This window comes from Algibacter miyuki, from assembly GCF_030409805.1.
GTDB classification, from domain to species: Bacteria; Bacteroidota; Bacteroidia; order Flavobacteriales; family Flavobacteriaceae; genus Algibacter; species Algibacter miyuki.
On record NZ_JAUFQP010000010.1, the window covers coordinates 41,881 to 67,964 of the forward strand.

Annotated in this window: 20 protein-coding genes; 8 read left to right on the top strand and 12 right to left on the bottom strand. The window is 33.8% G+C overall.

The features are described from left to right. Nucleotides 1-65: 65 nt before the first annotated feature. From QWY92_RS08215 to QWY92_RS08240, 6 genes are all read left to right on the top strand, one after another. A complete protein-coding gene (locus tag QWY92_RS08215) occupies nt 66-1,481 on the top strand; it encodes a CCA tRNA nucleotidyltransferase (RefSeq protein WP_290270159.1) in 1,416 nt (471 codons plus the stop codon). Nucleotides 1,482-1,556: 75 nt separating this feature from the next. Then, a complete protein-coding gene (locus QWY92_RS08220) occupies nt 1,557-2,570 on the top strand; it encodes a COX15/CtaA family protein (RefSeq protein ID WP_290270161.1) in 1,014 nt (337 codons plus the stop codon). A 139-nt stretch (nt 2,571-2,709) separates the two neighbouring features. Further along, on the top strand, nt 2,710-3,222 hold the full coding sequence (locus QWY92_RS08225; RefSeq protein WP_290270163.1) for an IS1096 element passenger TnpR family protein: 513 nt from the start codon (nt 2,710-2,712) through the stop codon (nt 3,220-3,222). Between the two features lie 117 nt (nt 3,223-3,339). Next, the gene (locus QWY92_RS08230; RefSeq protein ID WP_290270165.1) at nt 3,340-3,714 is read left to right on the top strand and encodes a hypothetical protein; all 375 of its coding nucleotides are present in this window, start codon (nt 3,340-3,342) and stop codon (nt 3,712-3,714) included. 286 nt (nt 3,715-4,000) lie between these two features. Beyond that, a complete protein-coding gene (locus QWY92_RS08235) occupies nt 4,001-4,480 on the top strand; it encodes a hypothetical protein (protein WP_290270167.1) in 480 nt (159 codons plus the stop codon). Between the two features lie 320 nt (nt 4,481-4,800). Then, nucleotides 4,801-6,948: a M3 family metallopeptidase gene (locus tag QWY92_RS08240; protein WP_290270169.1), complete on the top strand. Its 2,148-nt coding sequence runs from the start codon at nt 4,801-4,803 to the stop codon at nt 6,946-6,948. A gap of 390 nt (nt 6,949-7,338) precedes the next feature. On the opposite strand, the gene guaB is transcribed toward QWY92_RS08240, so the two are convergent. The 7 genes from guaB to QWY92_RS08275 form a co-directional block, all read right to left on the bottom strand. Then, nucleotides 7,339-8,811: an IMP dehydrogenase gene (gene guaB / locus QWY92_RS08245; protein ID WP_290270171.1), complete on the bottom strand. Its 1,473-nt coding sequence runs from the start codon at nt 8,809-8,811 to the stop codon at nt 7,339-7,341. A 142-nt stretch (nt 8,812-8,953) separates the two neighbouring features. Then, the gene (locus QWY92_RS08250) at nt 8,954-11,722 is read right to left on the bottom strand and encodes an outer membrane beta-barrel protein (RefSeq protein ID WP_290270173.1); all 2,769 of its coding nucleotides are present in this window, start codon (nt 11,720-11,722) and stop codon (nt 8,954-8,956) included. A 183-nt stretch (nt 11,723-11,905) separates the two neighbouring features. Further along, on the bottom strand, nt 11,906-14,329 hold the full coding sequence (locus QWY92_RS08255; protein WP_290270175.1) for a TonB-dependent receptor domain-containing protein: 2,424 nt from the start codon (nt 14,327-14,329) through the stop codon (nt 11,906-11,908). Continuing rightward, nucleotides 14,310-15,692, bottom strand: a complete 1,383-nt coding sequence (locus QWY92_RS08260; RefSeq protein ID WP_290270177.1) for an HTTM domain-containing protein — start codon at nt 15,690-15,692, stop codon at nt 14,310-14,312. The genes QWY92_RS08255 and QWY92_RS08260 overlap by 20 nt, the downstream gene beginning before the upstream one ends. A gap of 85 nt (nt 15,693-15,777) precedes the next feature. Then, on the bottom strand, nt 15,778-16,878 hold the full coding sequence (locus tag QWY92_RS08265) for an imelysin family protein (RefSeq protein ID WP_290270179.1): 1,101 nt from the start codon (nt 16,876-16,878) through the stop codon (nt 15,778-15,780). 42 nt (nt 16,879-16,920) lie between these two features. After that, nucleotides 16,921-18,117 (bottom strand): DUF4856 domain-containing protein, encoded by a 1,197-nt coding sequence (locus QWY92_RS08270; protein WP_290270181.1) that lies wholly within the window; start codon nt 18,115-18,117, stop codon nt 16,921-16,923. A gap of 155 nt (nt 18,118-18,272) precedes the next feature. Beyond that, nucleotides 18,273-19,136, bottom strand: coding sequence for a hydroxymethylglutaryl-CoA lyase (locus QWY92_RS08275; protein WP_290270183.1), 864 nt, complete (start codon nt 19,134-19,136; stop codon nt 18,273-18,275). A gap of 309 nt (nt 19,137-19,445) precedes the next feature. Here QWY92_RS08275 and QWY92_RS08280 point away from each other — a divergent pair, with 309 nt between their 5' ends. Then, nucleotides 19,446-20,642 (top strand): zinc-dependent metalloprotease, encoded by a 1,197-nt coding sequence (locus tag QWY92_RS08280; protein ID WP_290270184.1) that lies wholly within the window; start codon nt 19,446-19,448, stop codon nt 20,640-20,642. Nucleotides 20,643-21,079: 437 nt separating this feature from the next. Here the strand turns inward: QWY92_RS08280 and QWY92_RS08285 are convergent, their stop codons facing one another. The 3 genes from QWY92_RS08285 to pdxH form a co-directional block, all read right to left on the bottom strand. Next, nucleotides 21,080-22,315 carry a glycoside hydrolase family 88 protein gene (locus tag QWY92_RS08285; RefSeq protein ID WP_290270186.1) on the bottom strand — a complete coding sequence of 412 codons (1,236 nt, stop codon included), beginning with the start codon at nt 22,313-22,315 and terminating at the stop codon, nt 21,080-21,082. Nucleotides 22,316-22,845: 530 nt separating this feature from the next. Further along, nucleotides 22,846-23,340 carry a CAP domain-containing protein gene (locus QWY92_RS08290; protein ID WP_290270187.1) on the bottom strand — a complete coding sequence of 165 codons (495 nt, stop codon included), beginning with the start codon at nt 23,338-23,340 and terminating at the stop codon, nt 22,846-22,848. A 175-nt stretch (nt 23,341-23,515) separates the two neighbouring features. Beyond that, nucleotides 23,516-24,163 (bottom strand): pyridoxamine 5'-phosphate oxidase, encoded by a 648-nt coding sequence (gene pdxH, locus QWY92_RS08295; RefSeq protein WP_290270189.1) that lies wholly within the window; start codon nt 24,161-24,163, stop codon nt 23,516-23,518. 85 nt (nt 24,164-24,248) lie between these two features. Between pdxH and QWY92_RS08300 the strand changes: the two genes are divergently transcribed. Further along, nucleotides 24,249-24,662, top strand: coding sequence for a hypothetical protein (locus tag QWY92_RS08300; RefSeq protein WP_290270191.1), 414 nt, complete (start codon nt 24,249-24,251; stop codon nt 24,660-24,662). A 39-nt stretch (nt 24,663-24,701) separates the two neighbouring features. Here the strand turns inward: QWY92_RS08300 and QWY92_RS08305 are convergent, their stop codons facing one another. Both QWY92_RS08305 and QWY92_RS08310 read right to left on the bottom strand, forming a co-directional pair. Further along, nucleotides 24,702-25,610, bottom strand: coding sequence for a ribonuclease Z (locus QWY92_RS08305; protein ID WP_290270193.1), 909 nt, complete (start codon nt 25,608-25,610; stop codon nt 24,702-24,704). Then, the gene (locus QWY92_RS08310; protein WP_290270196.1) at nt 25,607-26,083 is read right to left on the bottom strand and encodes a DUF3291 domain-containing protein; all 477 of its coding nucleotides are present in this window, start codon (nt 26,081-26,083) and stop codon (nt 25,607-25,609) included. Before QWY92_RS08310 ends, QWY92_RS08305 begins: the two co-directional genes overlap by 4 nt. Nucleotide 26,084 lies beyond the last annotated feature (1 nt).

Genomic DNA, 26,084 nt, shown 5'->3' on the forward strand with positions numbered 1-26,084 from the left:
ATATTCAACCACGAAATCAACATTTGAAAATTCGTTCTTGAGTTTTGTAATTTGAGATGTATTGAATGAATTACAAAGAAGCATTATCGCACCCTATATTTAAAGTCATTTCACAATCGGCTAAAGAACTTAATTTAGACAGTTATGTGATTGGTGGGTTTGTTCGCGATTTTATTTTAAAACGTGGCAACGCCAAAGATATTGATGTGGTTGCTATTGGCAATGGTATTAATTTAGCTAAACAAGTTGCTAAAAACTTACCCAACAAACCAAAAGTACAGGTGTTTAAAACCTACGGTACCGCCATGTTGATGTTTAATGATATCGAAATTGAATTTGTAGGTGCCAGAAAAGAATCTTACACCGAAGATAGCCGAAATCCATCGGTAGAAAATGGCACATTACAAGACGACCAAAACCGTCGCGATTTCACTATAAACGCGCTCGCTTTAAATTTAAACGAAGCCCATTTTGGCGATTTATTAGATCCTTTTGGTGGTGTTGAAGATTTGAATAAAAAAATTATTCGCACCCCTTTAAACCCAGATATAACTTATAGTGACGATCCGTTACGTATGATGCGCGCCATAAGGTTTGCAACACAATTGGAATTCACTATTGAGAAAGAATCTCTAGAAGCAATCACCAAAAATAGTGATCGTATTAAAATAATTACCAAAGAACGTATTGTAACCGAATTGAATAAAATTTTGGAAAGCAAAACGCCCTCAATTGGTTTTTTACTATTAGAACAAACAAAATTATTACCCTACATTTTACCCGAATTAACAGCCCTAAAAGGTATCGATGAAGTTGAAGGCCAACTCCATAAAGACAACTTTTATCACACCTTGGAAGTGGTAGATAATATTGCTAAAAACACCGAAAATGTTTGGTTACGTTGGGCGGCATTATTGCACGACATTGGGAAAGCGCCAACCAAACGCTTTAGCAAAAAAGTAGGTTGGACCTTTCATGCTCATGAGTTCGAAGGCTCAAAAATGGTGTATCATTTATTCAAAAGATTAAAAATGCCGTTGAATGAAAAAATGAAATTTGTTCAGAAAATGGTCTTTATGAGCTCGCGACCTATTGTTTTAGCGCAAGACGTTACAGACTCTGCCGTGCGTCGTTTAGTATTTGATGCCGGCGAATATGTAGAAGATTTAATGACGCTTTGCGAGGCCGATATCACCACAAAAAACCCGAAGAAATTCAATAAATACCACAACAATTTCAAAATTGTAAGAGAAAAAATTATTGAAGTTGAAGCACGTGATCAGGTTAGAAACTTTCAACCTCCCGTGTCTGGTGAAGAAATTATGAAAGCTTTCAATATGAAACCATCTCGTGAAATTGGTATTATAAAAGATTTTATAAAAGAAGCCATTTTAGAAGGTGAAATCCCTAATGAATATGATGCAGCTTATGCGTTAATGATTGAAAAAGGAAAAAAATTAGGACTTACAGTAGCTCCTTAAATCTAGAAAAATACTGTAAGAATAAAAAATGATGTTCAATTAATAATATTCCTAATATCTATAGGAATGAAAGACATGAAAAAAGACAACAAAGCAGTAATTTACTGGTTATTAACAGGATGCTTCCTGATTTTTATAATGGTTGTTATTGGTGGTATTACCAGGTTAACCGATTCTGGTTTATCGATTTCTAATTACCGATTAATCACAGGAACCATTCCGCCAATTGGAGATCAAGAATGGCAAGAAGCTTTCGATTTATACAAAAAACACCCCGAATTTCATGCCTATAACAATCATTTCAATATTGAAGATTTTAAAAGCATTTACTTTTGGGAATGGTTGCACCGCGTTATCGGACGCTCCATCGGAATGGTTTTCATTATCCCTTTTCTTTATTTCTTAATACGTAAACAACTCACAAAAAGCACCATAAAAAAATGTCTAATTTTACTCAGTCTTGGCGCGTTTCAAGGTTTTTTAGGTTGGTATATGGTAAAAAGTGGCTTAGTTGATATGCCAGATGTTAGTCATTATAGACTTGCAGCGCATTTAGTAACTGCATTTATAACCTTTGCAGCAACGCTTTGGGTGGCTTTAGATCTTATTTATCCAAATAGAAAACCGGCCAATAAACCCATGCGTAATCTTATTTTTGGAAGCTATATTGTTATTACTATTCAAATTATATATGGCGCATTTATTGCAGGTCTAAAAGCAGGTTTAATGCACAACCATTGGCCATTAATGAGCGAAGGTGCCTTTATTCATCATACTGTTTATGTTTTAGATCCTTTCTACAAAAACCTTATCGAAAACCCTAGCGGTATTCAATTTATACATCGAATTCTTGCTTATGTTGTCGTTTTTCTAATATTTGCTATTTGGAGAAAATCTAAAAATTTCACCTTAACAGTCCTTCAAAAACAAGGAGTTAATGCCTTACTAATTTTAGTTTTATTACAATTTACATTAGGGGTATTCACTTTAATTTATCAAGTACCGTTATGGTTAGGTGTTGCACATCAAGTAGGCGCATTTTTCTTATTAACGGGTATGACATTTACGCTGCATCGTTTCAGTAGATAATTTTAATTGTATACTTTTGCCGTTCAAAATTAAATATTCTTAATATTTAAGGTTTATCAATTAATAACATGCTTTTTGAAAAAAAAATTTTAGAAGCATATTAACAAATACCAAAGTTTTTTATAAAAAACTACAAAAAATGATTTACAGATTTAGAGTTATACTTGACAATGATACCGACGAAGATGTGTTTCGCGATTTAGAAATTCGTGAAGATGACACACTTGAAGATTTACACAATATTATCACACAATCTTTTGGATTTGATGGTAGCGAAATGGCTTCATTTTATCGTAGTGACGACCAATGGAATCAAGGTGAAGAAATATCTTTATTTGATTTAAGTGAAGACGGATCAGCGCGTTTAATGAATGAAACCTCTATTAACGATGTTACTTTTGAAATGCAACCAAAACTGATTTATGTTTATGACTTTTTAAGCATGTGGACGTTTTATGTTGAATTAGCTGAAATTGTTGAAGAAACAGAAGGTTCAGATTATCCGAACTTAATGTTTGTACAAGGTCAAGTACCAGATGATGCTCCAGATAAAATATTTAAAGCTGAAAACGATGATGATTTTAACGAATTTGACGACGATTTAGATGTGGACGATTACGACAATCTAGACTTTGATGAACACTGGAATTAATTTGCAATTTTTATAGATAATTTCAAAACTAATTATTACGTTTGCCGCCAAAATAATTCTATTATTTTAAAGTGAAAATATTACATAACATACTGTCCAAAAAACCGATAGCCTAACATGAAGGCTCGGCACCACATACTAAGAGTTCTCATACTTCTTGCTGTGTATTGTTACGGTATTTACGTACCTGCAACAGCAATGCCCGCGGCGTTTACGCAAAGTGTTGCTGAAACGAATACGCCTAAAGAATCTGTTACTACAACTTCTAAAATTCTTTATGCACACACCCAACAACTTGATAACGTATATAGTGATTTTTCAGAGTATTCATTATCACAGTTTAAGCTAGCTCAAGAAGGTTTTTGGGCTATTTCGCATACATACAACTTGCTATTTCATGCGAAATACAAGCAGTATCAAAACCATTTAAAAACCATCCTAATCAGGCACCGAAAGTCTGATCTTATTTTTCCTTTCCATAATTTTTGGTAAACCTAACGGACTAAAAAATTCCATAACGGAGTTTACATTAGGTTATTCCCATTTGAATACGCTATACCGTATCAATCATTGATTTCTTTTTTTGAATCTTCGAAATTGAAAATTCTTAGCATTTCTATATACAGAAAGCTATCCATAATGATAAGAATTTTCAATAAAAACTCATTAAAAAGAACCGATTTACATACGTCTTATATAGCCTTCATTTGGTATAACTATGCTGCGGATTGCCGCTTCATAACACACTTACTTATATCAAAAATTAAAAAATAATAAAATGAATTTAGGATCAACCATTATAGGAATTATCTGCATTACTTTATGCGCGTTACCATTTATATTAACAAGTGCAAACAGAAAGAAAAAAGAAAAACAGCTATTAAACGCCCTTAAAGAAATAGCACAAGAACACCAATCAGGCATTACACAGCACGATATTTTTGGGTACTGCGCTATTGGTTTAGATGAATTGAAAAAATCAGTCTCATTTATATTAAGAACGGATGATGCTATAAAACCACAGTTTGTAAACCTTTCTACTATTTCAAGTTGTGAAATAGCTAATATTACAAAATCAAAACATTTAGATCGTCTTTATTTAAAACTGAAACCTATTGATAAAAACCAACCAGAAATGGCTTTAGAATTTTTCAATGCCGATGTTAATTATCAACTAAATGACGAACTACAATCTATCGGAAAATGGAATACGTTAATAAATAATTTACTAAAAAGCGAGAACACTTCAGCAAATTAGGCATATTCAAGTCTTTACTATAAAATAGTCCTTACGGATAACTATCAGCCTAAACACCTCTTCAAAATAAAGCGTTAAAACTCTAGAAGTTTTGACGCTTTATTATTTCTAAAATTATTTTTGGTCTTAATGTTTGCTCTCCCAGCTTAAAACAAATAACAATCTACATCATTAAAAACCGCACACCTTAATAACACATTAGCACCTAAAAGCGTACTAGCTTAAAAAAATCACAACATAAAGTGTTAAATAATTAAAAAACACAAACGGCATTATACATAAAATCAATAACTTGAAAGCAAAAACTAATTCAACTCAAAATGATTGCTAAAAATCTATTAAAACCAGTTATTTTTTGCGCCTTAATTACAGCTGCAAGTTGTAAAGACAGCGCAAAGGAAACTACAACTTCAAAGAGTGAAAACTTACTCCTTCAAGCATGGACGGGACCTTATGACGGCGTTCCTGCCTTTGACAAAATGAATGTTACCGACATTAAAGAAGCGATGGAAATTGGCATGGAAATCAGCCTAAAAGATACCGAAGCTATTGCGAACAACCCCGCAGCACCAACCTTTGAAAACACCATTGCAGAAATGGAACGTTCTGGTGCAGAATTAGATCGCGTTTTTAAATATTATGGCATTTTCAGTAGTAATATGAGTTCGCCAGAATTTAGAGAAATACAAGGTAAATTAGCACCTAAGTTATCTGACTATCGTTCTAAAATTTCTCAAAACGAACCGTTGTTTCAACGTTTAAAAGCGGTTTATGAAGCATCGCAAATCACACCTTTAGAAGCCGACCAACAACGTGTTGTTGAGTTAGTTTATAAAGGTTTCGAAATGAATGGTGCCAACCTAGATCCTGAAAAGAAGAAACGCTACGCAGAAATAAACAAAGCATTATCGAGTCTTTATAACGATTTTTCTAATCATGTTTTACACGACGAAGAAAACTACGTAACCTATTTAAACAAAGATCAATTAGACGGTTTAAGTGACGGTTTTATAAAATCTGCTGCAAAAATTGCTTCCGATAAAGGCCAAGACGGAAAATATGCTATCACGAACACACGCTCGTCTATGGATCCGTTTTTAACCTACTCTACCGAACGCGAATTACGCAAACAAGTTTGGACAAATTACTACGCTCGTGGCGATAATAATGACGACAATGATAATAAAGAAATTATTGCCGAAATTTTAAAACTTAGAAAAGAACGTGTAGGTCTTATGGGCTATGAAAATTATGCCGCATGGAGATTGCAAGACCGTATGGCAAAAACTCCAGAAAATGCCATAGCACTTATGGATGCTGTTTGGCCGGCTGCCATTGCTCGTGTTGCCGAGGAGGTTGCAGATATGCAAGCTTTAGCAAACAGCAACGGCGATAATATTGCCATCGAACCTTGGGATTACCGATTTTATGCCGAAAAAGTACGTAAACAAAAATACGATTTAGACAGCGACGAAGTGAAACAGTATCTACAATTAGATAAATTAACCGAAGCTTTATTTTACACTGCCGGACGCTTATTTAATTATAAATTCACTCCTGTAGAGCCGGGTAGCGTACCTGTATTTCATGAAGATGTAAACGTTTGGGAAGTTACCGATAAAACGACAGGCGCACACATTGGCTTATGGTACTTAGATCCTTTTGCTCGCGAAGGTAAACGTTCTGGAGCATGGGCCACAACTTACAGAAGTCATACTACTTTTGATGGTAAAACAAATGTATTAGCTTCGAACAACTCAAATTTTGTAAAAGCTGCGCCAGGTGAAGCCGTGTTGGTCTCTTGGGACGATGCTACTACCTTTTTCCATGAATTCGGACATGCATTACACTTCTTTTCGTCTAACGTAAAGTATCCTACTTTAAATGGCGGTGTTAGAGATTACACCGAATTCCAAAGTCAGTTACTAGAGCGCTGGTTATCTACCGATGAAGTTATCAATCAATTTTTGGTTCATAATAAAACAGGAGAACCAATACCTGCAAGTTTAGTGGCTAAAATAAAAAAGGCCTCAAGTTTTAATCAAGGTTTTGGTACTACGGAATATTTAGCTTCTGCCATTATGGATATGAAATTACACCTTGCAAATCCTACAAATATTGATATCGCTACTTTTGAGCGTGAAACATTAGCTGAAATGAAAATGCCAAAGGAATTACCAATGCGCCATAGAACACCACATTTTAGCCATGTGTTTTCGGGTGAAGGTTACGCTACGGCTTACTACGGTTACATGTGGGCCGATGTATTAACAAGTGATGCTGCTGAAGCTTTTAAGGAAGCTCCGGGCGGCTTTTACGATGAAAACGTAGCTAATAAATTGGTAAAATATTTATTCGCACCAAGAAATAGCATGGATCCTGCGGAAGCTTTTCGCCAATTTAGAGGTCGAGATGCTAAAATTGAAGCCTTGTTAAGAGATCGAGGCTTTCCTGTTCCTAAAAAATAAACTCATTGAGCTCCTGATGTCTTGTTTCTAAAATAAGTTTCAGGAGCTTTTTTTTTACTACTTTATGGTCTTCGGAAAATTCTATTTTGTGCGACTGTAAATAGACATTTTGTTCAGTAATCTTTTATGCTGAATAAACCTTCGCTTTTCTAAAGGTCAAACCTTGGCAAATATACCCGCGTTAGGGATTGATGCGGTATCCTTTTTTTACTTTTGATTAAACCTGCACTTACTTAAGAATCTCTTTTTCTATGATGAAAACTGTTTGAAGTTTATACGCTCTAAAAAAAGATATAGCGGAAAGCCCGACCCTTGGGTAACGCCCAAAATAAAGAGCATAAAAAAAGTCCAACCTTTCGGCTGAACTTTATTTGTAGTGTTTTATATAATTTACCTTGAATAATTTGGAGATTCTTTGGTAATGGTTACATCGTGTGGGTGACTTTCATTGATTCCACTTGACGTGATTTTAACGAATTGTCCGGTTTCTTTTAAAGTTTCAACATCTTTAGCTCCGCAGTATCCCATTCCGGCGCGTAAACCACCGATAAATTGGTGAATACTTTCGTATAAATCGCCTTTATATGGTACGCGACCTACGATACCTTCTGGTACTAATTTTTTAATATCGTCTTCTACATCCTGGAAATAACGGTCTTTAGAACCTTCTTTCATTGCTTCTACAGAACCCATACCACGGTAAGATTTAAACTTACGACCTTCGTAAATGATAGTCTCGCCTGGAGATTCTTTAGTACCTGCTAAAAGTGATCCTAACATCACGGTATCGGCACCTGCAGCAATAGCCTTAGGGATATCTCCTGTGTAACGAATTCCACCATCGGCAATTACAGGAACTCCACTGCCTTTAATGGCTGCAGCAACTTCTAACACCGCAGAAAATTGAGGAAAACCAACTCCTGCAACTACACGTGTAGTACAAATTGATCCTGGACCAATACCAACTTTTACGGCATCGGCTCCGGCTTCTACTAAATATTTAGCAGCTGCACCAGTAGCAATATTACCTACGATAACATCGAGGTCTGGAAATTTAGCTTTTACAGCTTTTAACACATCTACCACACCTTTGGTATGTCCGTGAGCAGTATCGATAACTACGGCATCTACACCGGCATTAACTAAAGCTTCAGCACGTTCTACAGCATCGGCAGTAACACCTAACGCTGCTGCAACACGTAAACGACCGTATTGATCTTTATTAGCGTTTGGTTTCTGACTTAGTTTTGTAATATCTCTAAAAGTAATTAATCCTGATAATTTAAAATTATCGTCAACAATTAATAACTTTTCAATTTTATGTTCTTGTAGTATAAGTTCGGCATCTTTTAAAGATGTTCCTACAGATGCAGTTACTAGTTTTTCGCTCGTCATCACCTCACTAATAGCACGTTTGCCATTATGTTCGAAACGTAAATCGCGATTGGTTACTATACCTTTTAATGTGCCATCTTCTGCAACAATTGGTATACCGCCAATACTATATTCTGCCATGTATTTTTTAGCATCGCTAACAATTGCAGTTACGGGAAGTGTTACCGGATCGATAATCATACCGCTTTCGGCACGTTTTACTCGGCGTACTTTTAAAGCTTGCGCTTCAATAGACATGTTTTTGTGCAACACACCAATACCTCCTTCTTGCGCCATGGCAATAGCCATTTTACTTTCGGTAACGGTATCCATTGCGGCCGATATTATAGGCACGTTAATGGTGATGTTACGGGTAAATTTTGTTTGAATATTAACCTCTCTTGGAAGTACTTCAGAAAAAGCTGGAACTAAAAGAACGTCGTCATAAGTGAGACCTTCTCCTACTATTTTATTTTCGTGTGCAGTCATGTTGCAATTACAGTTATAATTGCGTGCAAATCTAAGCTTTTTTTTCGGTTTATATTGGGTTTATTGGCATGAAATACTTAATAAACCCAATTCTTAACATTTATTTTACTTATCAGTACGCATTATATAAGATGATGAAGGTTTATCTGCCTCGTCTTCCGCCGCCTTGACCTCTACCTCCACCGCCGCCACCTTGACGATCTGGTCTTACATTCATATTTTGGCCTGCAATTTTCCCGAATTTAAATGAAAATGTAACCATGAAATATTGCTCTAAAATCTTGTTCTCTATATCTTGAATATAGGTTTCGGTAACCGAACGACGGTAGCCATTATTTTTTCCTAAAATATCATACCCTACAAGTGTTAATGTCCCTTTATTGTTCCAAAGTTGCACACCCAATCCGGCATTCCAGAATACGGCATCGCCATCAAAATCATCGCCAACTCTACTATTATAAGTATACGCTATTTTGTTAGAGAAGAATGCATTTTTCAAGAAAAATATAGAAGAGTCGAATTTAATGTTTTGAACAAAGTACTTATTATCGTTAAAATCGCCCGTATCATATCGCGTTTCGTTTGTTGAATAACTGTAGTTTACTCCAAAATCGAGTTTATTATTATAAGAATATTTAAATCCTACAGATGGCGTATAAACGGTGTTTTTACCAGAAAACTTCACCCCATTTTGAACCGAAATATTATTGTTATAAGCTGCCGCAAACTTAGCATTCATATTAATATTTGTGTTTTGACTGAAGTAGGACTTTGAAATAGAAGCGTTTCCGTTAAGTGAATAATCGCCATTCATATTATCGTAAGTGGTATACTTTATTAAATCGTCATCTGTAATGGTTGAATTAATAATTTTATCTTCTGTAAATACCGCTTTAGCTTCACCATTAATGGTAATGTTATTGAAAGCTAAATTATTTTGATATTGGAATCGTAAATTATGACTTAAGCCTGGCTCTAAGTCTGGATTTCCAGTATAAATATGCGTTTGGTTACTTACATTTTCTACCGGTTGCAATTGATTTGCTGATGGTAAATCGACGTTTTGATTATAATCTAACGAGATATTTTTATAACCATTTTGGTCACGATAACGAATTCTACTTGAATAAGTGAAGTAATTAAAATCGGCATTAAAATTACGTTCAGCAATCAGGATATCTGTATATTTTCTGAAGGTATTTGTGTAAGCCCCTTCTACCTCAAAACGAATATCTTTCCACTCATATCTAAAGCGTAAAGCGGGTTTAAGCGTTGTGGTAACATATTTACTGTCGAAACTTTGCAAGGTATTAAAATCGGTATAATCAGCATCTGTTTCATTATAATCGAAAACCTTTTTTTCGTTTTTATTATGATAAATAGTAGCGTTATATTTAGGGATAATTCTGAAATTGGTAAACAATTCTTTAAACCAATACCCATTTAAATTGATATTAGAAGTAGTATTATCTGTTGTTCTAATTTGATCTTGAATTTGTGTTGTATTTCTTTGATAAAGCACATTTTCAGAATAATTTTTAGAATCAGTTTCTGTACCACTAAAATTAGTACTTAACTTGAAGTTGAAAAAGTCTCTTCCACTACCCGTTCTAACAATAGCTCCAATACTATTATCAATACTATTTCCTACAGAATTAGATTCACTATTAGCATTATAATCGCTAATATCTTCACCTTCTTTAGATATCGATTCCGTTGTCGATTCTGAAAAAGAATCGCTTGTATCTCGATTAAATTTTAATTCGTTAGATATTTGAATTTTATTATTAGAACTCTTGTTTTTTGAAGGAATAATGAATTTTAAATCTAAATCGCCACTGTGGTTATCACTATCTGTACTACTATTACTTTCTGTTGTGGTGGTGTAATTTAAATTAGGTAAAAAATTATCTCTATAACGAAAACTACTATTGTCTTCATTACTTGCGCTATACTTATAATTTCCATTAACTCTAGTTTCATTCCATTTTCCTTTGGAATAATTAGCCCCAATAAAATCAGATTCTACATAACCATTACTCGATCTAGCATCGGGCAGCGAGGTAAAACCTCGTCGCATATTAATGTTATTCGTACCCGAAATAAATCCAATTTGCTTTCCATCTATCATCTGAAATAAATTGGCATTTCCTTGATACTTATCGTCAGTGCCATAACCGCCATTAATATCACCAAAAAAGGCTTTATTTTTACCTTTTTTAATTTTGATGTTGATTTCCTTTGTTCCAGAATCCGACTCTTCTCCTGTGAATTTTTGTAAGTTCGTTTTATAGTCGGTTACTTGTACTTTACTAATAACATTGCTTGGTAAATTTTTAAGTGCAATATCACCCATTTTTTCTCCAAAAAATGCCATACCGTCCACATTAATCGCTTCTACTGCAACGCCATTTACGGTAATATTTCCATCGATATCAAACTCAACACCTGGTAATTTTTTAAGCAAATCTTCGGCGCGATCATTCGCAAGCGTTTTAAAACTATCCGCATTATATTCAATAGTGTCCTTTTTTATAACAATTGGAGGTGCTTTACCTATAATAGAAACAACATTTAATTCTTCTATTTGATCGGCTAAAGTAACCGTCCCCATATCAAATTTATTTTCCGCAGGCACCGCGATATCCTTTGCATAAGGTTTATAACCTAAATAAGCCACATTAAATAGCAGTTTAGGTTCTCCTTCTGAATTAATATTAATAGAAAACTCACCCGCTTTATTGGTAATACCATAAGCCATGGTAATACTATCTTTAAGGCTTTGTACGTAAACGGTGGCGCCTTCTAAGGCTACAGCCCCTTCATCTTTTACATGGCCTTCTAGCGTAAAACGTTGTGCAAATAAGGCGGAACTTGATACTAAAAAAATAACTAATAATAAATGTCTCAAAACAGTTGGTTGTTGATCCTAACATTAAGAAAAATAACGGCAAAAAAAATTCCTTTATTAATTCATTTATAGAAAATGAACAAAAAAAAGCCTCGTTTTACTGTAATTTCAATTAATAATTGGTGTTAATTGAAGGTTAGACTTAAACCTTACCAAAAGGTTTAAAGAAAAATTAAATATTTTTTAAAATTTTATTTGAAGTGTGGTATACCAATTTCTAGGCGACGACGGAATAATACCTGGTCCCGGATATCCAGTAGCGCGACGCGTGAAATAACTATTATTTAAAAGATTATTAATTCCCGTTTCTAGTTTGAAATTTTTATAACTGTACGACAGCGAAGCATCTAAAATATCGTATTCTGGAATTTCTCCAACCACACCACTATCGCTCGCTAGTACCGAGTTTGAAGCATCGGTAAACTGACTCCCCAAATAACTGTATTGAATATTTGCCATTACATTTTTGTAACCCCCGTTAAGTCCCATTTTTAAATTTAAATCGGGTACAAATTCTACTTTATTTCCTGTAACACCAGCTTTCGAAGAACTTGTATATTCCGAGGTTATTATTGAAGTATTTACAAAATAATTCAGTTTGATATTGCTATTAAAGTTTAAAATTTTCTTCAAATTAAAATCGAATAGCGATTCTACACCATACATTACAGCGTCGCCAATATTGCCGCGTTCGTTTTTTATTCGGGAATCGGAATCAACAATGGTTAAAAATCCAATACGCTCGTTATAAAATAACCCGAACACACCAACATCAAATGAAACAAAGTTTTTATAGTTTCCTCGAATTCCTAAATCGGCAGTAAAACCACTTTCGTCCGTAAGGTCTCGGCTAATTAAAAAGGCTGGATTGTCGATATTGAGATCGGAAAAAGTTACCGAACGGTAATTTTGTGAAATATTCCCATAAGCTTCAAAATTGGCATCGTGTTTATAACTTAATCCTAAACCTAATAATACAAATGAACGCTCGAAATTTTGATTATCTTCAACCGTTTCTTCAAAAATAACATTACCTGCTCCGTCAACATTTATATTTTTAGAAAACCCGTTGCTTTGTGTTTTTATATACTCGAATCTAAACCCTGGCGTTACCGAAAACTTATCGGTAACATAAAATATATTTTCACCAAAAACAGAGGCATTTAAGTTGGGTAAATCAAACTGCTTTTGGCTTTGGTAATTTGGAAATTCCTCGGTGGCAAAACTAAAATCTGCGTCCGCTCCATCAGTTCCAGGCCCTTGTTCTTGATAATTATCCGCTTTGTAAAATTTAGCTCCAATTAAAAAAGTGGCGTCTTTATTCAACACTTTGTAATTCGTTAATAAACGCGACTCGAAACCAAAATTATTAAAATCGCCTTTTATTAAATCCCGCTCTTCATTAGGGTCTATGTCACTCACTCTATTTGAACGAAACCCGAGTGCTTTTCTCGATGCATTTAGTCCAAAAGCATTAAAAGTGAAGTTTGTTTTATCAGAAAATTTATGAGACAACTTCAAACTATATAGTAACCAATCTACCTTAAACCAATTACGCGCTCTATTACTTTGAAGTGGATCGTCGTTAAACATAGCATCGGTTAAACCACCTGCCTGTTGCGCCAAATAATTTAAGTAAGTAACCTCTCCGGTAAGCTTGGTCTTCTCAGTAAATTGATACCCCAAATGAGCAAAAATATTTTTAGATTCAAATTCTGAATTTGGACGAAACCCATCTCCTTTTTTATAGTTGAAATAACTATAATAACTCCATTTATTTTTGGTGCCACTAACACTAGTGAAATTGGTATACAATCCATAACTTCCTAAAGTATTTCGAGTAATTATCTCAAAAGGTTTATTCGGATTTGGTTCCTTCATTTTAAAATTGATTAAACCTCCAAACTGCGTTCCATATTGTAAAGATGCCGCTCCACGAATAACTTGAATTTCAGATAATCCTTCGGCAGCAGGCGTATAATAACTCTCAGGATAGCCCAAAACATCGGCACTAATATCGTAACCATTTTGACGTGTATTGAAGTTGGCAGTTCGGTTAGGATCTAAACCACGACCACCAATATTAAGCTGTAAACCCGCATCATCATTTTGATAAATATTTAAACCCGCCACTTGGCTATAAATTTGTCGCGCGTTATTAGACGCTAAATTTGCCATAGACTGTTCTACTAAAACTACTTCTGTTTTTTTTCCGGCGTAAATGGCCGTTTCTTCAACATCTTTTAAACGTTGTAATTCGAAAATTCGTTGCTTTCTGGCGGTAATTTCTACTTCCGATAAATTCTGAGTTAAATCTTTTAAAGTAATTTTTAAGGTTGAAGCGTTTTCTGTTTGAATGGTGATTTCTTCAACTTCATATTCAAAAGAAAAAAACACAAGCGTGATTTCCTTTTTAGATGTCTCAAACTGAAAAAAACCTTTATTATCAGTAGTTGCAATAACACCTGTTGCTTTATCATACACCTTAACATCTTCAACAGGTTGTTTATTTTCTAAAAATGTAACTGTTCCTGAAATTTTATGTTGAGCAAAACAAGACACGCTAAAAATAAGCGCGATTATAATTTTAAAGTCCTTTAATATCATCCTTAAATGGTAAAATCCAATGTTTGGGTTTAATTGATTCCTTTTCTGCGTACAAATCTACGGTTTTATTGATATACGCCGTACTTAATCGGCCATTTAATGCCACGTAACTTTCAACAAAAACTTGTACATTTTTATGTCCTTGTGCCATAAAATGATCGCCTAAATAATGGGCATATTCTAAAATAAAATCAGGTTGAAAACTCATTTGTTTTTCCTGAAATGGAGTTAAAAAATCTTTATTATCGACATAAAAAAAACTCCCCGTTTCTTTATTTACAATTTTGAAAGTTGCAATTCCCATTTTTTCCATCAGCATGACGCGCCATGAAAACCGATAACCTTCTTCCGTCCAAAACAACTCATTTGGGTAACACAGATAGCGAAATGGAAACACCAATTGAATGCTAAAAAATAACACGAAAACAGGAATAATTAACCTTTTATTTTTAAGTTGAAATTGAGAAATCACAGCTAACTTTGGATGGTTTCCAAAATGCTTCCGAAAAGATAATTGATTCAATATTCTTTTTAGAAAGGCTATAATTTTTTGATGAAAATCGGCTTCGAAAAAGATTAAAGTTGAAACAATCATGATAAACGGAAACATGCCGATAGGAAACAAAATCCTTGTAAACACATGAAAAACAACGACAATTGCAAAAGCAAACCAGCGCGTTTTTTTATATAACAATAAAAATGGTATGCATAAATCGTACAGCATACCACTCCAACTCATGGCAAAATGAAACCAATTTTGTTGCATAAGATTTTCGCCAATAAATGGTAAATCATATTTTGAAGGCAACCATATTTTTAAAGGCATAGCTCTAAACAGCCAATCACTATTTAATTTGGCTAAACCAGCATAAAAATAAACGATTCCTAAAAGGAGTTTAATGCTATCAATGCTCCATTTTGGAATGTTTTGATATGTTTTTCTTCGGAAGATATTATCTACTGAAAAATGTGCGTTTGCCGGTAAAAAAATCATTATAAAACTTAATAAGCTTATAAAGTAGTAATGATTTAAATAGGTGGTTTTATCCATCAATTCAATGTAAGTAAAACTTAAAAAGAAAGTGATAATAGCAAGCCGATATTTAAAGCCCAAAGCAACTGCAATGGCTGAAATACCGCAAACAGCAAACAATAAATATGTATAAATACCTAACGGTTTTACAAACTCAAAACCATAATAAGAAAAATGAAATTTGGGTTGAATATAAAAACTATCAATCCAGCCATGATACCAAAACCTAACGATACTTAAACACATCATAAACCCGAAACACAGACGAAATACCGCTAATGGCGCCGCGCTAGTGGTTTGTTTCAGGTATGTTTTAATATTCAACTTCATGAATGATTACGTTTTGCAAACGCCTGTTACGCAAAAAAGGTTGCCTCTTTAATGAGACAACCTTTTTAATGTTATTTATATTTTTTTAATCGCCATCGGCATCTTTATAATCTACACTAACATTGAAGGCTTGAAGCATATCTACCTTAAGTGAAATTACCACTAGTTGCAGCGCATCATAAGCTTCTGTCATTTTAGAGTTATCTGAATTAACTTGATCGTGAAAATTATCATCTAGCAAATTAATTTTGGTTCTAGCCCCATCCATCCGTGTAGTTAAAATTGCACTTAAATCGCTACGCTCTAATGCTACTAAATAGCTTTTTAAACTTTCGCCAGTTGTACTTGAGTTATAATATTTTCCGTTAAAGGTATTTTGCACCGCTAATAAAGCTTCCAATGCTAACTCTTTAGATACTTCTTGATTATAAAAAGCTTCCACTTTTTCTGGCAATAAATTACTATCGGAAAAGACACCTGCAGGAATCCCAAATTTATTGGCGCGCAAATTCTTTTCGAAATAAAAGATATAATCGTTTACAAATTTATTTAACGAGCTGGTTGCTGTATTAGCTGTTCCTGCTACAAAAACATCGCGATAGCTAGACGTCCAATCGGTTAAAACCGTTTCTGTTAAACTAGACATTTGGTTAACAAGATCGGATAAATACGTTTTATACTTAGCGTCTTCATACTTCGTTAAAATTTCAGCATCCGTATCGGCAATACCATATAACATATAATCTACTGCCGGAAAACCTACTGCATCATTATTATTCGCATGTGTTAAATCGTAATCGCCACTATCAACATTTGCCTCAACATCTGCTGTAGAAACAGGGTAAATATTCATTTGGAAACCGTACAAAATAGATTCTGCCTTACCAATATTAAACATTTCAACATGTTGCCAAACTTTATATGCCGCCAACCAAGATACTCTTAATTGATCTAAATTACTTTGATTTGCATCGGCTATAAACGCATCTTTATCAGCTTTAAACGTGGTTAGTTTTGAAGATAAATCTTGAAACGCAGGTACAATAATATTATCGGCCAAATTGGTTAATAAGGCCCCCCTATCAAAATCGTCACTAATACCTGATGGGCTATCATCCGAAGATGATGAACTACAAGCCACGATAAACATTATCGCTACTATTGGTAAAAAAATCTTTTTAATCATACTCTGTATTTTATTCTAAAGCGCTACAAATAACGCTAAAATTTAATTAGCAGCTTGCTCGGTAGTGAAACCAAATTTTGCAGAAATTTCAGCAGAAATGGCATCTAAAGTATCAGCCGTTACATCCCAAAAACCATCACCTTCCATAAGCGTTGCTAAATAAGCATCTACTTCTGATTTAGTAAAATATGGTACTGTATCGTTTGGCTTTCTGGTAAATTGAAGGCTATAAATAAATCCGTAAGCTTCTGATAAAGCATGAAAAGCACTAGCGTTATCTACTCCTAAATTGGCTTTTCCAGATTGTAAATAATACACCGCTCTAACAGCAGGAATTTTAGAAATATTTTCCTTAATGATATTAGCTTGCGCATCACGTAAACTATACTCTTGGGCAACAATGGCAGCACGACCTAATGTAAATGCGTCGTAAATATCATCATCAATATCATCAAAATCCTCATCGCTTTCTACACGGTCTAAATATTCACTTAAAAATGAATCTACATCTAATTCAGGATCTGTAGCATCTAATTCGGCACCATATAAATAACCAAAAGCTTCATCCCATTTATGCTCCATAGAAGTGTATGTTTTACCTTCTTCTAAAACCCCATTATTATTATCAGTAACATTTGTACCTGCATCTAAAACCGCCGGGCTTAAATAGTTATTTAAAATCTGATCTATCATTAAAGCGCCAATCAACCCTTTAGCAAAAGCTTGGTTGTACTCTAGTCCTTTTTCATTGATATAACGTATTGTTCCTCCGCCACTCTGTTGTAAGTTTCCTGCAACGCCGGCAGATGCTGTAAGGCTCCAATTTGTAAAAACATTATCTACTTGACCATCAATCCAGCTATCAAAATCGGCTTTAATTTCGTTCGCTTCTGTTGTATTCGCAGCAAAATAATCGGTGGAAGCGGCTACTTTACTTTTTACACTTTTATCAGAAGCGTTTAAATCTGCATCGCTAAAATCGTTTGCATCAGCAACGTGCGCAAACATAGCATTTAACTGTTCTTTTGTACTTGAGTTATCTTTTAATGCAGACACCAATTCTTCCGCCATTAAAATTCTTGTGGTTTGACCACTGTAGCTTACTGATGAATTAGCACCTCTGAAAAACGAATAGTTTTCAGGTGTTGCTATGTTACCACTTCCGTTTCCATCATCATCACTAGAACATGATTGAAACAACGCTGATACTACAAAAAGACTTAATACTATATTTTTCATACTAACTATTGAGTTTATTTAGACTTATTACAAATAATCTATTATTTTTAAGGTGCAAATATAAAACAGATAAAAACTTTACGCAATGTTTATTTAGAATTAATTAAAATAAAGAAAAAAAAACATGTCATTAATAAGATTTTAATGACAACTAGTTAATGATACACCTTGAAAATTTTGGACGCTTCGTTATATGCACTCTCAAAACTGAGCGCATTTAAACTGTTGTTTTTTTGAGTTGTAAAATAAGATAGTAATTTCTCGGTAGGCATATTCCCCGTTAGTTCGTCTACTGCCATCGGGCACCCACCAAAACCTTGGATGGCCCCGTCGAAACGAAAACATCCCGCTTTGTATGCCGCATCAACCTTTTCGAACCAAGACGATGGCGTAGTATGTAAATGTGCCCCAAACTCGATATCTGGATATAAAGGAATTAAATTAGAAAATAAATAATCGATGCTTTCCGCGTTGGATGTGCCAACCGTATCACTTAATGAAAGTATTTTTACTCCCATTTTAGCTAATTTTTCGGTCCACTCCCCAACAATATCAACATTCCATGGATCGCCATAAGGATTTCCGAAGCCCATAGAAATATACACTACCACTTCTTTATTCGCTTTATTGGCAAGCTCTAAAATTTCAGAAAGTGCATCTACCGATTGCGCAATGGTTTTATGCGTATTTCGCATTTGAAAATTCTCCGAAATAGAAAATGGATATCCTAAATAGTCAATAACATCATGTTTACAAGCATCTTCAGCACCGCGCGTATTCGCAATAATGGACAACAGTTTACTTGTTGTTTTACTTAAATCGAGCTGCGCTAAAACTTCGGAAGTATCAACCATTTGCGGAATGGCTTTAGGCGACACAAAACTCCCTACATCTATAGTATCGAATCCAACACGTAACAACGACTGAATGTATTGCACCTTTTTGGCTGTAGGAATAAAAGTCTTTATTCCTTGCATGGCATCACGCGGACATTCAATTATTTTTACAGGTTTGGTCATGAATAATTTCTAATTACAGTTGTTAAAAATACTATTATTTTTTCTGAAAGTAAAGCAGTAAAATTTCAAGACCTAAATGAATCAAGAAATCTAAGCTCTAAAAACGTGATATATTAAAAATCTAGTTGATTTTTTAAGCGCTAACCCCAAACTATGTTTTCATAAACTACTTACAACAAGCAAAATAACATGCTTTTAAGCTGATAAATAACGCACTTCATACGGTAATCGAGTATTTTCCGGTAGATGACGTTTATTTTCTTTTAACCTATATTATAGATATACATTTGATAAAATATTTACCCCAAAATGAATGTTTCTTTAAAAAATATACCTGCTTTAGTTTTCTTCATATTAACTTTACTTTTTAGCGCAAATGGTTTTGCTCAAACTGAAGAAGTTTTAGAATGTCAAACTGTAAATTCAGCCGAAGCTTTAAACTATTTTAATGCTCATAAAAAAGAATTAAAAGCTGTTGAAAGCTTGTTTGCTCAAAAACGTTCTGCAAATTCGAAAGGCGGTGACGCTCCTATTCTTGAGGATATTCCTGTAAAAGTACATATCATTAGATATTCTAACGGCACGGGAGGTTTAAATGAATTCGATTTAACTGAAACATTCAGGCATTTGAATAATGAGTTTAACGGTGCCAGAGTGGGTTTCTCTTTATGGGAAGGCATTAATTTTATTGATAACAGTACACTAATACGTTTTAAAAAAGGAGATGAAAAAACCTTGATAGACGACCATTATGTACCTGGTATTTTAAACATTTATTTTTCTGAATATGTAACCAACGCTTCAAAAGCTTCTATTTGTGGTTATAGTGAAAATACTGAAAACCGAGATATCGTGGTTTTAAAAAATAGCTGCGCTATGAACAGCTCTACTTTGGCTCATGAAATTGGCCATATACTATCTTTAGTACATACCCATGGTATAAACAACACCTCATTAACAACCGAATTAGTTGATGGTAGCAATTGCGATACCGATGGCGACGGAATCTGTGATACGCCTGCTGACCCAGGATTATCGGATGATAACGTAAATAATTTTTGTAAATATACAGGTAAAGAAACCGATGCCAACGGAGATGCTTTTACTCCAGACACATCGAATATGATGTCTTACTCTAGAAAAGCTTGTCGTAGCTACTTTTCAACACAACAAATTATAAGAATGTACACTTATTTTATTTTGGAAAAAAATAGGTTTACTAAACCGGGTATTGTTCCCGAAGTTATTACAGAAACACCTTTGGCTCCTGAAAGCTTAAAGGCTGTAAAACTATATCCAAATCCAATACAAAACGAAAACATCCATTTAACAACTAGCGATATTTCAGCAGATATTCAATTCCAAATCAGTAATTATCAAGGGCAAATTTTAGCTTCTGGCCGTGTTAAAAACAATGAAATTGAAGTAGGTAACCTATCTTCAGGAAGTTATTTATTGTATTTAAATAACGGAAATTCCACCGTTACCCGTAAGTTTATTAAGTAATACGACTTAAATCTCCTTCAATAAAACTAGAACACAAAGTGTTGTATGCTCATTTTGACGCGTTCTTTTTTTCTGAATTATTACTTCGGAATACATTTAGCTAAACTTAAAGATAACCACGTTTCCCTAGTAATTCTTGGTGTTTTTAAAGCCAGTTAAACTACACTGCATCTTTAAAACGATAAGGAGAATTAACAGCATCAATTAACTGTTTTTTCATACATACCTCTACCTCATTTAAAATTTAACAGAAATCAGGAAGTAGTAAAATCCCCTATATTCGTAAAATAAAAGACACACTCTATTTCAGCTTAATATTGTCGGGATACTATACTCTACACTTTAAATCAAATAAGAAGCCTCTTAAAATAGCATAACTACCTTAAGAGGCTCCTTATTTATTCTTCCCGTTTATCACTACATAAACAAGTTGATATTTAGTTTTTGTGCAATGGCGCCAATATAGGCATTCCCATTTTTAGTTTTTTCAATCTCAATAAAGCTTCAACATAATAATAATCGCCATAAATAATAGAATAATCTATTTCTGAACCAGCTGGTGCATGTCCTGTTGAATGTAATAAAAGTGCTGTATTAGCATCTTTACTTTGGTAATTTGCAGACAATTCTACTAACATTTTTTCACCTTTATCCATATACATCTTAGCCGTAGCTTCGTCTTCTGTAAAAGTTGCTAACTCTAATATAGCTGATGCTACAACGGCAGCTGCAGAAGCATCTCTTGTAGTATTCGGGATGTCTGGTGAGTCAAAATCCCAGTACGGAATTAAATCTTCTGGTAATCTATCTAAATACACTTGTGTTACTTTATGTGCAAAATCTAAGTATTTTGGATCTTTTGTTTCTCTATAAACCATAGTATATCCATAAATAGCCCACGATTGTCCACGTGCCCACATACTGCTATCACTATAACCTTGGTGTGTAACTGCTTTTATTTTTTCGCCAGTATCCTTATCATAAATAACTACATGATACGATGTATAGTCTGGTCTAAATTGATTTTCCATAGTTACATCGGCATGACTAACAGCCATATCATAAAGCGCCTTATTACCGCCATTTTTTGATGCCCAGAATAACATTTCTAAATTAATCATGTTATCCATAATGGTGTTATGTTGCGGCCATTCCATATTTGGCACATCTCTAGGCCAAGACAAAATAGTCCCTACATTAGGGTTAAAAAGTGTTGCCAATGTATCGGCTGTTTTAAGAATAACATCTTTATACTCAGGGTTACCAGTTAAACGGTATCCATTTCCAAAACTATTATGAACCTGAAAGCCTAAATCGTGATCTAAGGCAGGTGTTACAGAAAGCGGTTTTAAGTATTGTGTAAATTTATCTGCTGTTTGCTCCCAACCTATTTCATTCGTGAATTCATATAAATACCAAAGTTCTCCTGGCCAAAACCCGCTGGTCCAATCTTTATAATCAACATAGCGCCAAGTTTTACTATCTGGGGCTATATTTCTTGGAATATTGCCATCTGCTGGCACCAGTTTTACTGCTTTAGACGTTTGTTCAACACAGTATGCTAATTGTGCATCGATATCAAAGCCCGTTTCAGCTTTAACTTCACTCTTTTTTTTGCCACAATTTACCATAAGTATGGTTACAAAAAATGCTCCTAGTATTTGTAATTTCATATTCATAATATTTCTTAATATATACGTTTTTATTTTTATTCAATGTCAAATTTCCTCTTCTCGTTTTTCTAAAATTCAAAAAACGAAATTGCTGTTTCCATAATTAAAAACAGACTACATAATTGGAAAACCAATATTACCAAGAATATCATTTCATTAACATAAATTATAACTTTATTAGTATAAATTATAGACATATTTCGGCCAAAACCGCTTTAAAACATGATGATTCTAATTTAATTCTCTAAAAATTGAAATATTTATCCCCGCACATCTACTTATATAAAAAGACTAAAAAGCAATCATTAATTAACATAATTACTTCAAGTTTTTCACCTCTAAATTTTGAAATAAATCAATTTACATTTTAAAAATAAAACAAAAAAAACCTCTGATTATCTCAGAGGTTTTATTGTAAGAACTAACAATTATTATATTTTAATTACTGCTAGTTCTACCTTTTTAATTTAATATTTGCTATTAATTAAGAAATCAAATAGGTGTGTTATTTAGTCGCTACTATACTGCTTTTATTTTTTTACGAAAATGTTGGTGTAATACCATCTTCCATTTTCATTTTTTTCTGCTGAAATATCAAAGTTTGTAAAATCACCTTCCATTGTTTTACGATGTCCTTCACTAGCAATCCAAGCTTTTACTAAAGTTTTTGCTGAGCTAAAACCATAGGCTACATTCTCAGAAACAGTCTCTACACCCGTATGTGTTTTTAAATATTCGCTTCTTTTAAAAAAGTTATCGTGAGAAATTTTATTATTCTCCATCATATAATCCGTATGGCTAAAAGCGACAGATTTTATAATATCCATATTATCTAAAGTCTTTAATCCTAAAGAATCTCTATATTCATTAATTAATTCTAAAGTTTCTAACTCAATACTTTTAGTAATTAGAGCTTCCGAATTGATTTGAATATCGTCAAATGTTTCGTTAGTATTCTCAGGTGAACATGAAAATGAAAAAAGGGCTAAAAGCGCAATTAAAGGTAGTTTGGTTAAGATTTTCATAAGTAGCTATTTTAAAGGTTTGATGACTTGGTGTCAACAAAGTTAAACGGCAACCTAAAAGAAAATGTTAAGGAAATGTTAAAATCGATTAAAAACATGTATTTCAACGATTTTTAATGCTTTTAATCGTTGAAATACACATTTTGAATTACATAAAGTGCATTTCAGCGATATTTTACGGAGATAAACGATCGATTTTCCATGAATAATCATTTTGAAGTTGATATCGGATTCTATCATGTAATCTATTCGGTCTGCCTTGCCAAAATTCCATTTCAACAGGCTTCACAATATACCCCCCCCAAGTATCAGGACGCACAATTGCTTTATCTTTATATTCTATTTCTAATTGAGATAATTTGTTTTCCAAAAAAGCACGATCTGGTATTACTTCACTTTGGTTTGACACCAATGCGCCCAATTGGCTGCCCGTTGGTCTCGACTCAAAATACCCATCGCTCATGTTTTTTGCAATTTTTTCAGCTTTACCTTTTATAATAACCTGACGTTCGGCACCATGCCAAAAAAAGGATAAACAAACGTTGGGGTTTTCAGCAATAGCCTTTCCCTTTTCACTCATATAATTGGTGTAAAATATAAAGCCTTCAAAAGTATAGCGTTTTAAGAGTACAACTCTACTTTTAGGATAACCATCTTTCCCTAAAGTAGAAACCGTCATCGCATTTGTTTCATTTTCAGTAAAAAACGAATCGACTTCATGAAACCATTTCTGAAATAATTCTAAAGGGTTTTCCGGTACCTCTTCTAAAAGTAACTCCCCTTTACTATATGTTTTTCTATAATTACTTAAATCGTTTTCCATAATTCAAAATAACGAAAAAAAACGATTGGTATTAACAGTTTGCTTGTACGATTTTTCGAATATTTCTTTTATAATTGATTATAAAATGAGATTTCAAGATTCAGACTACTATAAAATACTAACGTACAAACGGATAGAAAAGCCTTTTGACACCTATTACCTATGTGATAAATTTTATATTTCAGATATAAATAGAGGCATTAATTTTTCTTGGATTCATGCCCAAACAATGATTGACATTATACTTAATTTTTATGGTGAACAAGCCAAGCTCGGTTTTATTACAAACCGGGTAAATAATTATTCTGTAGATCCTCAAAATTGGGTTAAAGCACAAAAAGAACACAATTTTATGACAATAAATGCCATTGTAACCTATAGCGAACCAAGTTATAAAGTGTCCACTCTAGAAAAGCATTTTATCAAAAATACTTTAAAACGTTGTTTTTCTCTTGAAGAAGCGATTAAATGGGTACAAAACCATGATGCTCTTAAATAATAAATAATTTAGCTTATTATTTTTGAGTTTTAATATGGTTTAGCTAAAATCGAATACTTTACCATCTTCACTAAGTTCTACGTTTTCAAAAACTTCTTGAGCTTCAGCTTTAAAGGGTTCTAAACCGCCATAACGTGTAGAGAAGTGTCCTAGAACCAAAGTACCTACATTAGCTTGTTTGGCTATACTTGCAGCTTCTTTTGCTGTAGAATGCTTGGTTCGTGGACCTAAATGCGCATGTTTTTCTAAAAATGTGGATTCGTGATACAATACATCAACATCCTTTATAATAGGTACAATATCTTCTTTATAAACCGTATCGCTACAAAAGGCATAGCTCTTTGGTTTTTGGCCTGGTTTGGTAACGGATTCGTTTCTTATTAAAATACCATCTTCATTTTCTACATCGAAACCTTGTTTTAATTTTCGGTAATACGCCACATCTATATTAGCTTCTTCTGCTAAATCGACATCTAATTTACGCTCGCCTTCTTTTTCTTTAAATAAATAGCCGTTGGTATATATGCGGTGTTCTAGTGGAATGGTGTGCACTTCAACCAGCTCATCTTCATAAATTAATTCCGATTCCTTTGAAGTTAGCTCATGGAAATATAAATTATAATTGGTCCAAGAATCGGCCAATTTCATTTGTAAAGTCACAATTTCCTTAATCCCTTTTGGGCCATAAACATGCAAATCGGCTTCTCGCGTTAATAGTCTAAATGTAGAAATTAAGCCTACTAACCCAAAAAAATGATCGCCATGTAAATGAGAAATAAATACATGTTTAATTCTATTAAACTTTATTTTATGCCTACGTAAATGCACCTGTGTTCCTTCTCCACAATCTATTAGAAACATGTGATTGTTAATTTCTAAAACTTGTGCTGTGGTATTGGTTAAAGCTCGTGGAGTTGCGCTATAACAGCCTAAAATAGTGAGCTTCATAATTTAAGTTGGGGTTTATAGTTTAAAGCATCTTCCGCAGTAAATTTACTTTTAAAAGAAAACGCATAAGGAGTTTCGCCGTGTGTATTTAAATAATCTAATCGGTTTTTAGCATCTTGAAACGTAGGCTCTAGACCTTCTGGACTATACCAAAATGCCATGTGCATCATCTTCATTTTACTAAACCATTCTTTTTTGCGTTTAAAAACTTGGTTGTGTCCCGATTGGTACGTGTATGCAAAAAGAGATTCTAAATCGGTCCAAACCGACATATTAATAATTAAGCTTTCATCCTGAAAAACGTTTACCGCTTCGTCTTTATCTTCATCTTTTAATCGCCAAATAAAGCCATTACTGTTATCTGCAAGCGCATTCATTTTATCAACATGATTAATAAAATCTCGCATAATGGGGTCGTCCATTGGTGCTAAGCGCTTAGCAATATTAACTTGATTCAGGTGCCATTTAATCATA